The 13,254-nt window shown below is 43.4% G+C and carries 11 protein-coding genes and 1 tRNA gene; 8 read left to right on the top strand and 4 right to left on the bottom strand.

The features are described 5' to 3' along the window. Together HMPREF2909_RS09290 and HMPREF2909_RS02700 are read left to right on the top strand one after the other, a co-directional pair. A partial coding sequence (locus HMPREF2909_RS09290) for a hypothetical protein (RefSeq protein ID WP_210387854.1) occupies positions 1–238 on the top strand: 238 nt, incomplete at its 5' end. Beyond that, positions 239–1,276 carry an acyltransferase family protein gene (locus tag HMPREF2909_RS02700; RefSeq protein WP_071415132.1) on the top strand — a complete coding sequence of 346 codons (1,038 nt, stop codon included), beginning with the start codon at positions 239–241 and terminating at the stop codon, positions 1,274–1,276. Between the two features lie 51 nt (positions 1,277–1,327). Here HMPREF2909_RS02700 and HMPREF2909_RS02695 read toward each other — a convergent pair whose 3' ends face one another. After that, a complete protein-coding gene (locus HMPREF2909_RS02695; RefSeq protein ID WP_071415131.1) occupies positions 1,328–2,161 on the bottom strand; it encodes an NAD-dependent epimerase/dehydratase family protein in 834 nt (277 codons plus the stop codon). A gap of 91 nt (positions 2,162–2,252) precedes the next feature. Here HMPREF2909_RS02695 and HMPREF2909_RS02690 point away from each other — a divergent pair, with 91 nt between their 5' ends. Genes HMPREF2909_RS02690 through rfbA form a run of 5 tightly spaced genes read left to right on the top strand, consistent with a single transcriptional unit; the run spans position 2,253 to position 7,294 of the window. Beyond that, positions 2,253–3,116: an ABC transporter permease gene (locus HMPREF2909_RS02690; protein WP_071415130.1), complete on the top strand. Its 864-nt coding sequence runs from the start codon at positions 2,253–2,255 to the stop codon at positions 3,114–3,116. A gap of 29 nt (positions 3,117–3,145) precedes the next feature. Next, positions 3,146–3,889 carry an ABC transporter ATP-binding protein gene (locus tag HMPREF2909_RS02685; RefSeq protein ID WP_071415957.1) on the top strand — a complete coding sequence of 248 codons (744 nt, stop codon included), beginning with the start codon at positions 3,146–3,148 and terminating at the stop codon, positions 3,887–3,889. 22 nt (positions 3,890–3,911) lie between these two features. After that, the gene (gene rfbB, locus HMPREF2909_RS02680; protein WP_071415129.1) at positions 3,912–4,931 is read left to right on the top strand and encodes a dTDP-glucose 4,6-dehydratase; all 1,020 of its coding nucleotides are present in this window, start codon (positions 3,912–3,914) and stop codon (positions 4,929–4,931) included. 18 nt (positions 4,932–4,949) lie between these two features. Further along, positions 4,950–6,392 carry a sugar nucleotide-binding protein gene (locus HMPREF2909_RS02675; protein WP_071415128.1) on the top strand — a complete coding sequence of 481 codons (1,443 nt, stop codon included), beginning with the start codon at positions 4,950–4,952 and terminating at the stop codon, positions 6,390–6,392. Positions 6,393–6,403: 11 nt separating this feature from the next. Continuing rightward, the gene (gene rfbA / locus HMPREF2909_RS02670) at positions 6,404–7,294 is read left to right on the top strand and encodes a glucose-1-phosphate thymidylyltransferase RfbA (RefSeq protein ID WP_071415127.1); all 891 of its coding nucleotides are present in this window, start codon (positions 6,404–6,406) and stop codon (positions 7,292–7,294) included. Positions 7,295–7,359: 65 nt separating this feature from the next. Here the strand turns inward: rfbA and HMPREF2909_RS02665 are convergent, their stop codons facing one another. After that, positions 7,360–8,649: a glycosyltransferase family 2 protein gene (locus HMPREF2909_RS02665; RefSeq protein WP_071415126.1), complete on the bottom strand. Its 1,290-nt coding sequence runs from the start codon at positions 8,647–8,649 to the stop codon at positions 7,360–7,362. Between the two features lie 80 nt (positions 8,650–8,729). Next, positions 8,730–8,814 (bottom strand) — tRNA-Ser (locus tag HMPREF2909_RS02660). 232 nt (positions 8,815–9,046) lie between these two features. Between HMPREF2909_RS02660 and HMPREF2909_RS02655 the strand changes: the two genes are divergently transcribed. Beyond that, on the top strand, positions 9,047–11,623 hold the full coding sequence (locus tag HMPREF2909_RS02655) for an RICIN domain-containing protein (RefSeq protein WP_148130785.1): 2,577 nt from the start codon (positions 9,047–9,049) through the stop codon (positions 11,621–11,623). 69 nt (positions 11,624–11,692) lie between these two features. On the opposite strand, the gene HMPREF2909_RS02650 is transcribed toward HMPREF2909_RS02655, so the two are convergent. Then, the gene (locus tag HMPREF2909_RS02650; protein ID WP_071415124.1) at positions 11,693–13,126 is read right to left on the bottom strand and encodes a UTP--glucose-1-phosphate uridylyltransferase; all 1,434 of its coding nucleotides are present in this window, start codon (positions 13,124–13,126) and stop codon (positions 11,693–11,695) included. Positions 13,127–13,254 lie beyond the last annotated feature (128 nt).

The following is a 13,254-nucleotide window of genomic DNA, read 5'->3' as shown; positions in this document are numbered from 1 at the left end:
AGAAATAACAAACCTCGAATACGAAGTACGCGAGATGATTAAAGCGGCGGGACCAAATTGGCTTGGCCCAGGACTGATCCAGATTACTCAAAAAGTATACAGGGGACAGTCTTTAGGCAGACACCTTCGTAATGCTTTCTCCTCGTGGGCGGAGAGAATATACATCATCAGAACTATTAATAGGTTATTAAAAGGCACGTGGAAACGTGGCAGAGTTGAGAGCGGTAGAGAAAAATAAATGGCACAGACAATAACATCAACGCGCCCTCGTCTCTTCTATTTAGACGCCGTCCGTGCTTTTGCAGCAATATTAATTGTAATTACGCACTTTAATAATCCGTTTATTATAAACAGACCTTTGTTTGCTAACTCACCGTTTGGCATATACATAGGCGGGCTGGGAGTATCACTATTTTTGATTATTTCTGGTGCCGCTCTCATGTATACGCAAGGCGACAAAGAAAAACTGAATCTGAAGTCGTTCTACGCAAGAAGAGCATTAACAATTTATCCGATGTTCTGGATTGCCTATATCGTAGCTGCTACATTCTATGTACTGCGCTCGGGATGGCTTTTTGGTAGCAGGCCATGGCAACTCGTTTTCACTGTCTTCGGGGTAGATGGATACGTCGCGAATATGCATGTTTCCACTTTCTACATGTTAGGCGAGTGGTTCTTAGGGTTTATTCTTATCTTCTACGCAGTATTCCCCCTGTTACGTATTGGGGTTAAGAAGTATCCATTAATCGCCGCAGTTGTGGTAGGAGTTCTATATGTCGTAACACTTTTAAGTGGACGTACGATTCTACAACTACCGCAAGATTTGTTGCTCACCACACGACTTCCAGAACTTGTCTTCGGTATGTATTTTGTTCGATATATTAAGAAAGTTCCTCACGTTGTAGGCGCAGGATCTATAGTACTTCTTATTCTCCAGCAATGGAAAGAATTCCTCTCTGGGAATTTAGCAGTCACGATTGTTGGCGTTTCTTTCTTCCTTATGATGGTGTGGATTTGTCAGCTTATTGGGAATAAGCCATGGAGGGTTATCCAGTGGTCAGTTAATTGGGTATCTAAATATTCCTATGCTATTTTCCTTACACACCACGTAATCATTGTTCTTATGTTTGGCCATTTCGCGGATTATGCGCAGTGGCAGCAAACAAAGCTGTATGGCTTATTCTTCCTTGATTGTGCGATTATTGCGGTAACATCTGTAGTTCTCTTCTATGTAGAGAAATATGTGGTTCTAGGGATACGAAAGGTATTTGAGTAAATATTATTGTGCCTCGCTGTTTCGTTTTTCAGCGAGGCACAATAATATGTGTTATTCTCCGAGTATACTGCGAATCTTTGTGGCATCTCCCCAGACACCAGGGGAATCGTATGGACGATCCGGGAAAGCGCCATAGTCAAGAGAAATATTCAGGTTATTATCTCGAATGTACTGTTCAACTCTTTCGGCTAGGCTGAGTGGTTCTCCAGTGCAGCAGTTAATTACTCCATCAACTTCTGTTTGTCCCACGGTGGCAGCAATTTGATGCGCTAACTCATCGACATTGATAAAGTCATATTTGTTCTTCCCCGTTGTGAATGGGAAAGTTTTCTTCCCTTCTTGCGCAGCATTGTATAGCTTGGAGAAAATGGAGTTACCTCGCGCATCATCACCGACAATATAGTATGCGCGGATCCATTGGAAAGTAGCATCGTAGCGTGCTGCTAAACGTTTTGTAGCCTCACGCAAAGCATTCTTAGCAATACCGTACATCGAAGCTGGCGCGCAAGGGGTGTTTTCATCAATCGCGCCTTCCCAATATCCTACCTCGTGCATCGATCCCATTACAGCAATCTGATTCACACCAGCATCCAGAAGATTTTCAATAAAAGTATAATGGCTGGAGAGATCATCCATATGAGCATCGGAGTCATGCTTGAAACCATCACGCCACGCCATATGCAGACATACATCTGGTGAGCCTAGTTCTTTGAATAAATTATCGTGTGGTTCAAACAGATTAAATTGAACCTTTATTGCACGATTGTCAATACCTTCAGTGTGAATATCTGCTGCAATAACATCGTGTCCTGCATCTAAGAGCGCGGAGACTACATGTCGACCGATATATCCACCTGCACCTGTAACCAAAATTTTCTTTGTCATAATTTCTAAGTGTACCAGTGCTATAGGTACCATGAGCTAGACTTATCGGAGTGATCTTGTGTTTTAGGCATAATCTACAGAAAGGTTCCTCGTGGCTCAGACCTCTCAAAAAGTTTCTAAGCCAGGGCAAAGTAACGGAATATTTGATTTTATCCAATATCGTTATTTGCTCGATTTGCTGGTTCAGAAGGAAGTGCGAGTACGTTATCGCGGATCGTGGCTGGGTATGGTGTGGACTTATGTAAAGCCTCTTACTCAGTTTATTGTTTTCTACGTCGCTGTAGGAATATTTCTCGGTATGGGCCGTGGTGGAGGAATACAAAATTATCCTGTATATTTGTTTGCGGGTATTATTGTTACCAATTTCTTTACCGAAGCCTTTATGAGCACCACGATGAGCGTGGTATCGAACGCCGGTTTAATTAAGAAAATTTACATGCCCCGTGAACTTTTCCCACTAGCATCGTTGCGTGTATCTCTAGTGCATTTCTTTCCGCAGTGGTTGGTCTTGGTAGTTGGCTCAATCTTGCTCGGTTGGAAAGCAGATGTGGCCGGTTTAGTTGTTGCCTTAATCGCTTTCGTCTCGTTAACCATGTTCGCTTTTGGTCTCGGTCTCTTTTTCGGGGCAATTAATGTGTTCTTTAGAGATGCTCAGAATATTACCGATTTGATTTCCATGGTGGCCATGTGGCTTGCTCCAAGTTTTTATACATGGCACCAGGTTGCAGATCAAGTTCCTGGCTGGGCTTTTCAAATATATATTTCTAATCCGATAGCTATTTCTGTAGAAGCGTTCCATCGTGGTTTCTGGTGGGGATCGACCGACGGAAGCTTCACCTTCGCACACGGGTGGGGAGTGAGCCTTGTAGCAAGCTTGATTGTTTCTTTTATTATGCTCGTTATCGGCGAGATGACATTCCGCAAGCTCGAAGGCAATTTTGCGCAGGAACTCTAGAACTAGGAGATATAGTTGTGGCAGAAAAAATGCTTCCAGATGATGTAGCTGTTCGAGTGTTAAACGTTTCTAAGCGTTTCCGTTTCCGTGGAAATAAGTCGCTCAAGGAAGCCGTGGTAAAAGCATTTACTCCTCGTTCCCAGAAACGAACTGATGAAGTGTTTACAGCTTTAAATCAGGTAAATTTCGATATCCGACGCGGAGAAACAGTCGGTCTCATTGGTGTTAATGGTTCAGGAAAATCGACTTTACTTAAGCTTATGTCCGGTGTAATGCAACCAGATGAGGGAGATGTGTACGTTCGCGGCTCAATCGCTGGTCTCATTGAAGTTGGTGCTGGATTCTCTCCTGATTTAACAGGACGCGAAAACGTGTACCTCAATGGTGCAATTTTGGGAATGTCTAAAGAAGAAATCGACGAAAAATACGATGATATTGTCGCTTTCAGTGAAATTGAACCTTTTATGGATACAGAGGTGAAATTCTATTCGTCTGGTATGTTCCTTCGTCTAGCTTTTGCGGTCGCTGTACATTCAGATCCAGACGTATTCCTGATTGACGAAATCCTGGCTGTAGGAGATGAAGCTTTTCAAGATAAATGCATCAGAAGGTTAAAGGAGCAACAGCAGAGAGGGCAAACAATGGTTTTGGTCTCTCATAGCGAAGACCAAATAAAAGCTTTAGCTGACCGATGCGTAGTCATTTCCAAATCGAATCAAATTTTCGATGGTAAACCAGATGAAGCTTTTGAAGTGATGCGAGCAAACTTATAAATAATCGGTTAGGATAGAGATTATGAATGAACTGTTTGAACCAAAAAATATTATTGTGACCGGCGGCGCTGGCTTTATTGGATCTAACTTTGTACATTACGTTGTAAATAATCACCCAGATGTGCATGTAACTGTGCTAGACGCTCTTACTTATGCTGGTAATATCGAGAATATTGCCGGTCTGCCGGAAGAGCGCGTTACTTTCGTACATGGTAATATTTGCGATGAGGAGTTGTTGGATAAGATTGTGCCAGATGTGGATGCTATTGTTCACTATGCTGCAGAATCGCATAACGATAATTCTATTGCAGATCCTGAACCATTCCTCAAAACCAATGTGGAAGGTACCTACCGCCTCCTTGAAGTAGCACGTAAATATAATGTGCGCTACCATCATGTATCAACAGATGAGGTATATGGAGATCTTGCGCTGGATGATCCTGCTAAGTTCACCGAAGAAACTCCGTATCATCCGTCCTCACCATACTCTTCTACTAAGGCCAGCTCCGATTTATTAGTCCGTGCTTGGCACCGTACTTTTGGTGTGCGCGCAACGATTTCTAACTGCTCGAATAATTATGGGCCATACCAGCATGTAGAAAAGTTTATTCCTCGTCAGATTACTAATATTCTTACGGGAGTACGTCCAAAGCTTTACGGCGACGGATTGAACGTTCGCGACTGGATCCATACAGAAGACCATTCTTCTGGTGTATGGACCATCCTTACCAAGGGACGTATTGGCGAAACCTATCTTATTGGTGCCAACGGTGAGAAGAACAATATTACGGTTCTCCGTGAAATTCTTAAAGCTATGGGCAAAGATGAAAATGACTTCGATCATGTAAAAGATCGACCAGGTCACGACCGTCGCTACGCTATTGACTCCACAAAGCTTCAAATGGAATTGGGATGGGTGCCTCAACATACTGATTTCGCTGCAGGACTTGAACAGACGATTCAGTGGTATATTGATAACCCTCAGTGGTGGGAAAAGACAAAAGAAGCCACCGAAGTTCGTTACAAGCAGCAGGGCCAGTAAAGTCTAGGGGAATTACGCATGGTATTAGAATTTTCGAAAGAGCTGAAAGCTACACAGACTAATATTCCAGGTTTGGTTGTTTTCGATTTACCTGTACACGGTGATAATCGTGGCTGGTTTAAAGAAAATTGGCAACGGGCTAAAATGATGGATATTGGTCTTCCGGATTTCGGCCCAGTACAAAATAATATTAGTTTTAATACCATGCGTGGCGTAACTCGAGGTATTCACGCCGAACCATGGGATAAATACATCTCCATTGCTACTGGCGAGGTTTTTGGTGCATGGGTTGATTTGCGTCCAGGAAAAACCTTTGGTGAGGTTTTTACGACTCGTTTAGATCCGTCTAAAGCTATTTTTGTGCCTCGTGGAGTAGGTAATTCCTTCCAAACATTGGTCGATGGAACTGCCTATACATACTTGGTGAATGCTCACTGGAGTATGGAGCAAAAAAAGACATATACATTTGTAAATCTCGCAGATCCACAGTTGAACATTCAATGGCCGATTCCGTTGGAAGAAACGGAGCGCTCTGCAGCAGATTTGAATCACCCAATGCTTCAGGATGTTATTCCGATGGCTCCTAAGCGTACACTCGTTTTGGGGGCTCATGGCCAGCTCGGTAGGGCAATATCTAAGTATGTTGAAGAAAAAGAACTCGTTGGATTCGAGTTTGCGGATGCAGATACCTTTGATATTGCTGATTCGGAAGCATATAAGAATTATGACTGGGATTTATACGGCACTATTATTAACGCAGCTGCTTTCACAGCAGTAGATAAAGCAGAAACGTCTGAAGGACGTAAAGCAGCCTGGCAGGCTAACGTAGTCGGTGTGGCAAACCTAGCCAAAGTGGCCACAGAGCATAAGATTACTCTTGTGCATATCTCTAGCGACTATGTGTTCGATGGCATAACTGAAGAGCATAAGGAAACAGAAGCATTTGCTCCTCTGAGCGTGTACGGACAAACTAAGGCTGCCGCGGATGTAATCGTTGCTAATGTTCCTCGTCATTATATTGTTCGTTCAAGCTGGGTGGTGGGCGAAGGCAAGAACTTTGTATCCCGTATGGTAAAGCTAGCGAGTGAAGCAAAAACAAACGGTGTAACAAGCGCTCAAGCACCGTCCGATCAATTCGGTCGTTTAACTTTTGCCAGTGAACTTACTAATGGCATCTTCCATCTATTAGACAGCAATGCAGAATACGGAACGTATAACTTAACAGGAGCCGGCGACAGTGCTTCGTGGTACGACATTGCTGTGAGCATTTTCGATTGCGTGGGTGCTGATAGCTCTTTAATCGACCGCAATTCAGTCGAGGAATACGCTAAATCGACAGGTGGAGCGATGCGACCACGTTTCTGCATGTTAGATTTGTCGAAGCTTGAGGCAACTGGTTTTACTCCAAAACCTTGGCAAGATAATTTGACTGCGTATATTCATAGTCTTTTGGAGAAGTAAAGGGGCTTTTCGTGAAAGGTATTATTCTCGCGGGTGGATCCGGTACACGTTTGTATCCATTAACCACAGTAACGTCTAAACAGCTACTGCCTGTATACGATAAGCCGATGGTGTATTATCCGTTGAGCGTTCTTATGATGGCAGGAATTAGAGATATTCTTATTATCTCTACTCCTCATGATTTGCCTAATTTCGAACGTTTGCTTGGTACAGGTGAACAGTTCGGTGTTCATTTCCAATATAAAGTACAACCGTCTCCTGATGGCTTGGCGCAAGCATTTATTCTAGGTGAAGAATTCATCGATGGAGATTCTTGTGCTCTCGTGCTGGGAGATAATATTTTCTATGGAAATGGGCTTACTCAAGTCCTGAGGAAAGCGGCTTCCCTTGAGCACGGAGCACGAGTTTTCGGTTACTTCGTCGATGATCCAGAACGTTATGGTGTAGTGGAATTTGATGAAAATCATAAGGCAATTTCTATTGTCGAAAAGCCTGTTCAACCAAAGACAAATTATGCGGTAACCGGTCTATACTTCTACGATAAGCGCGTGACAGAGTTCGCTAAGCAAGTAAAGCCTTCTGCACGCGGAGAATTAGAAATTACTGACTTAAATAAAATGTATTTGGACGATGGCTCTCTGACCGTGCAAACTTTAGGTCGTGGTTTTGCTTGGCTGGATACAGGTACTATGGATTCTTTGTACGAAGCGGGAGAATTTGTGCGCACCGTGGAGCGCGCACAAGGTATGCCTATCGCAGTTCTAGAAGAAATTGCTTATGAGAATGGGTGGATTTCGAAGGAACAGTTGCTTGATGCTGCCGAGCGTTACGGGAAGAGCCCGTATGGTGCTCATCTGAAATCTGTGGCAGATAGTAAGTATATTGTTACTGAGGGCGACTAAGAGTAGCCCACAAAGTTTTTTGGGGAGGTGTTCTTTACTGAAGAACACCTCCCCAACACAAAATGTCATCGGCGTAGCAATAATTTTGCTAAGCGACGAGCAATGCTCCTGCGATGAGTTCCTAGAGGGATGAATTTGTCGAAATAATATCGAGCTTTTGTACCTGTCTTAAAAATTCGTAGTGATTCCTCGTAAGCTAAACGTTCTCGCTCAGCAGTTGTTGAGCAAATTTGCTCTAGAATATGTTGAGTACTCTCATGTATCGCTTGTTCAGTGTCGTTAAGATTGAGCTGCACTCCAGTAGTTGCATGCGAAAATAGGCTCGACCACAGAGCATACTTCTCGGTCAGAGGAAAAGCATCCTCAATGAGCTCAGCATACAGGTGATTGTTAATATGTTCATGGAGAGCTCTATATGCGTTTTCGTTTCCCCATGTTTTTTGAAGAATATGCAATCCTTCGAGGTAATTTTCTGTTTGTAAACGCTCTACGAAATCGTCCCCAACAATTTTTAGCGACCTTGCCTGAAAATTTTGAGAAGCTGTAATGATGTCCTCCGAATTATTTTTCCGAGCAAAATCTTGGACTGCTTGGTTCGCTTCCCAGGCGCTATGTTGATCTTTATTAAAAATATCTAGACTTGTGGTTGTACGACTAGAAATTCCCCTGCCGAAATGGTATCGCAGACCACGGTATTCAACGAATGAATATAATTTCCGGCTTAACGCACAAATTGCTAAATACTCATAGCCATCTTCAATCTTATTAAGGCGGGCATCGCTTAGATCTGCGAAAGCTTGCTGGATGAGAGGAGTTCTGAACAGCGAAGTAGCAACATTCCATGGAACCCATAAACCTCGAGGTGGGCTAAAGGATGCTTGCAAAATCTGACTATGATTGCAGTCACCAACCGTGGCGTTGAATAAATCTTCAACTGCAATGCGCAAGGCTGTTTCTTCTGTGTTTGCTATCTCTACCTGTAACCCATAACGAATAATATCAGCATCAGGACGTGCTTTTGCAAAATTGTGGAGGCTTTCACATGCTGTGAGAGCTAGAGTGTCATCAGCATCGAGAAACATGGTGTAGAGGCCTGAAGCTTGGGCAACTCCTGTGAGCCTGGTGGCGTGGAGCCCTCTGTTACTTCTATGGGATAAATTAATAATGCGCGAATCGTTGCGCGCGTACTCAGAAATAATATTTCTCGTATTATCCATGCTGCCATCATCAACCACTATAATTTCTATATTCGCAAGAGTTTGATGAATGGCGCTATCCAGACAGGCCGAGATGAACTCTTCTTTATTGTACGCAGGAATAACAATAGAAACTGCGGGTTGAATTGAGCCAGCCATGCATCCTCCTTCGAGTTTTATAGGTATTATAGAGGACAGGTAAAGAAAAAGCGCTCTTCTTTGGAAGGGCGCTTTGCTCGCGGAGAATACGAGATTCGAACTCGTGAGGGCGTTAACCCAACACGCTTTCCAAGCGTGCGCCATAGACCACTAGGCGAATTCTCCACTGTGTTCAAAGAACAACGGAGTTCATAGTAGCATGAGGAGAAGAAATATGTCAAATATTCGAAAAGGCGTGTTTTATACAAATGGTCCTAAATGATTAGCGCTTACGAGGTAATAGATCCGTAAAAAAGATAAGAAAACCGCTATTCAAATGTTTTTCCAGTAATCTAGAAAATATCTCATCATAGATATTATATTGTTGAGACCAAGTCCAAAACTAAGAGGAGAGACAGTGAGATTATTTTTTGCTGTGATAGCTAGCGTAGCTACCGTATTTTTCCCTCAATTTTCGGCGCATACGCAATCGCTGTCATTTGAAAATTCGACAGTACGTACGATAGCGGAGCAGTCTGAGGAGACACACGAACACGAGATCGTTGAAGCACAGGCGCAGGAACAGAAACTTCCTGAGGATATTGCTGATTCGATTAGCAGTGCAGATACTGTTGTATCAACAGAATACGTTGCTAAAGACGATGGCACATTAGTGTATGCGCAGACCGGGGAAAAAGTAACTGATCCAAAGATAGTGGGTACAAAGGATCAAGCTCCCGACCCACTAGCCCGTACAAACGGTGAGTCATTCATCCCCGTTTCGGTAGAGGCAGCGCGTGAAGTTATCGACGATAATCCGAATACTGAGAACAACAACACAAATCAACAGGATTCTGCGCAATCACTAGAGAAGCCTTCTGCATATCGAGTAAGTTCTCCATCGGTTCGTTCTGTAGGCAACTGGTCAAGTAATTATGGTGCGCAATGGGGAACTTATAGCGGACAACAAGCATTTTTTGAGGGTAATGGTTCTCTCTTCGCAGCTCCTGCGAGCAAAGTTATCGATGTGTCGCAATGGCAAGGTGATATTAACTGGGATGCAGTGAAAGCTGATGGAGTCCAAGGTGCAATCATTCGTATTGGGTACGGTACTGATGCTACAGATCAGAAAGCTTTACATAATATTCGCGAGGCACAGCGCGTGGGCATGCCTTTCGGAGTTTATCTTTATTCTTATGCGGGCAACTGGTCAGAAGCATGGGCAGAGGGAACTAATGTTGTTCGTATTTTAAAGAAAGCTGGTATAAGCAATTCTCAGCAAATGGCTATGCCCGTTTTTTATGATTTAGAGAATTGGAGCTATTCTGGTCATACACATCCAACAGACCCTGCAGTGTACGACACTATTGTGAATAATTTCTTTATGAGTGTACAGATGAGTGGTTATGGAAAAGTGAGCGTATATTCTTATACAAGTTTCCTAAAATCTGTGCTTAACACGACGAATATTCACTCGCGTATTAGTTGGATAGCTTCGTACGGATCGTCACCACGTTTTGCTATTAACTCCTATGAAAAAGGTTGGCAGTATACCTCTTCGGGATCTATTAACGGCATTAGTGGCAATGTTGATTTGAATGCTTATAGATTCGATGCAGCAGTTGCTCCTAATTATGCACCAAAAATACAGATGAGCTCTTACCCCTTAGTTACTATTCCTGATGGTGAATACTATATAAATTCACGTGTGAAAGATTCTTCTTCTGTGGATATAGCCAATGGTAGTACTGCATCGGGAGCTCTCATTAATCTGTATCAATACAATGAGTCTGCTGCGCAGAAATTTAAGTTTACTCAAAATACTAATGGTACGTACACTATTACAAATGCTGCTTCAGGCAAGGTTCTCGATGTGTACGGGGGGACTGCACGTAATAAGCAAACAGTGTGGCAGTATGATTCCAATGGGTCAGCGGCACAACAGTGGTACATTCGCGACATGGGCGATGGTTATGCTGTGCAAACAGCACTAGGCAATTTCGTGCTTGACGTGAATAACGCGTCTTCCGCGAACGGAACCAAAATTAGTTTGTATGAGCCTGCAGAAACTGTGGCCCAACGTTTTGTAATGGCATCGACCACGCCGATTAACAATACGAATAAGGTGAACATTCTTTCTGTCGCTAATGGTAATAAAGCTCTGGATGTTGCGAACGGTTCAACAAGTAACACTACGCCAATTCAGATTTATACATATAACAAATCTGCCGCGCAAGAGTTTGCTTTTACAAAAGTAGGCAATGGGATTTACGAAATTGTTAATACAAAGTCAGGCCGTGTCATGGATGTAGCGAATGGCTCGACAAAGAATGGCGCGCGTGTTTGGCAATACGATAATAATCATTCACAGGCTCAGCACTGGGCAGTTCATTGGAATAACAATAATCAGATTATGCTTGCTTCGATGATGTCCGGCAAGGTTATAGATATTCCAAATGGGTTAGTAGCAGACACGAATCGTCTCCAAATATATACGCCAAATTACTCTGTAGCGCAAAAATGGGTTTTACAGCCAACGAGCAGTGCAACGTCTTTTGAGATTGCTGATGGAGACTATTACATCAGCCCTGTAGCCTCACCAATGCTTGCATTAGATGTGTATGGGGCAGGTACAGCTAACCTGACTAACGTGTGGTTATACGCTTTTAATGGGTCTCTTGCTCAGCAGTGGACAGTAAAACATGACTCGCAGGGTAATGTGAATATTATTAATAAAGGCAGTAAGAAAGCCTTGGATATTCGGAATGGTTCCACTCAGCCAGGTGCTAATGTAGATATTTATACAAATAACAACACTCTAGCCCAGAAATGGAAATTGAAGACAACGGGGAATAACCAATTCGTTATCACTTCTGTGGCAAACTCGAACAACGTTCTAGACGTGCCAAATGGTGCTTTTACGTCAGGCGCCAATGTGTGGGTCTATACAGCAAATAATAGTAGTGCTCAAATTTGGCAATTTAGAAAAGTATAGTAGTAATTCAATATGAAATTGTGGCGGTATCTTATAAGATACCGCCACAATTTCATATTGGGATGCTTATTAGTGTAGCCACTCATTAGGCTCAATACCTTGATGTCCGATATATTCACCATTTGGCACATACGAAGGCTTACCTAAATCTTCAAGGTATGCGTTTCCAAAGCAGTGTGTATCACGGCCAAAGGTCCAATCGCCTTCGACTTCAAAACTGGCGGCAGCGGCCAATGAAGGAACTCCGTAAGGGAAACGGTCGTTAAAATCATCAATGTTCTTGTAATATCGAGGGTCGAGCGAGATCTCAGGGAAAATATAGTTACCGTCTTCCATCTCAAACGAATCTGTTAAATGGAAGCGGTCAGAGCGCAAAATAAATAAATCTTCTGTCGTTTTCACAGGTAAGAATCGCGAGCGATTAACTTCTATACATGTAGAGTTCTCAAACAAACTAATAGCAGCGCCCATCGCGGTTTCGAGCTGAACGACGCGTGCAGACGACGAATCCGTAGGGTCCACAGTCTTGTTGTTGCGAATCACTGGCAGGGGAAGAACTCCGTCATATTTTTCTAGCACTTTTTTCAGCGCGCTAATGCGAATCCAAATGTTGTTCGTGTTGAAATACGGATGGATATTCTCATCCATAGCAGCAGCCTTATTATCAGGGTGAACCTGACTCATTTCACGTAAGGTTAAACGGCCGGTTTCTTTATCGATAACAAAGTGGCCGCCCTTGAGGTCTGCAGGTGTTTTACGTGAAACTTCCACCATAAAATCGGTTTTGGATTTAGCGAAGTATCCGGCAATAATACTGGACGGACGAGCACCCAAATTATCCGAATTAGAAATGAAGATGTACTCGATACCGTTTTCCTGTAAAACGTCAAGAATGCCCGATTCCCACAGTGTTGAATACACGTCTCCATGACCAGGAGGGCACCACTCGAGTTCTGGATTCTCTGGGAAAGATACAGGCTTACCGGTTCGAGCCATAATTTTAGGCTCACGATGCTGCATAATTTCCAGTGGAATATTGTCCTGGTGGAAACGATGGTTGTGGCGCACCACGTTGAGTGAATCCTTGGACGTTCTAAACGAATTCATGAGGATAAGGGGCAGTTGTACTCTATGCTGAGTACGCATACTTACCACTTGGCCAAGAATAATGTCCAAGAAACGCATTCGGCGAGCCTTATGGCGACGAACAGGCAACAAAGACTTTGGGCCGTCTAATCCCATCGAGGTTCCGAGGCCACCATTGAGCTTAATAATGGCTGTCTTAGCCAGTGCTGCCTTGGCTGTGCGAGCTGGCATGGAATCATGAATCTCTGCTACAGAGGCTACATCGCTCAACGCTAACGGCGAATAATCTTCTTCAAGCATCCAACCGGCCTCGTCGTTGCGCCAAATCTCGTACATACGCTCAAACTGAGCGATAGCGATGTCGCTAAAATCATGCTCTTGCATCTTGAGAACGCAAACGTCCAGATTATTTGCCATAAGTTATGTGGCCTTTCTGCAGAGTAATTGTTTCTCGCAGTGTATCGGCTCGGGCTATGGAAGCACTGTGAACCCACTGTGAACTCTCTGAGTCATTAGTTTAGCGGAGTTTGTGCACGAGGTGAAAT

It is taken from the genome of Alloscardovia sp. HMSC034E08, assembly GCF_001813415.1.
GTDB lineage: Bacteria > Actinomycetota > Actinomycetes > Actinomycetales > Bifidobacteriaceae > Alloscardovia > Alloscardovia omnicolens.
Note: the sequence above shows the minus strand (reverse complement) of the source record. Positions and strands in the feature narration are given on the sequence as shown.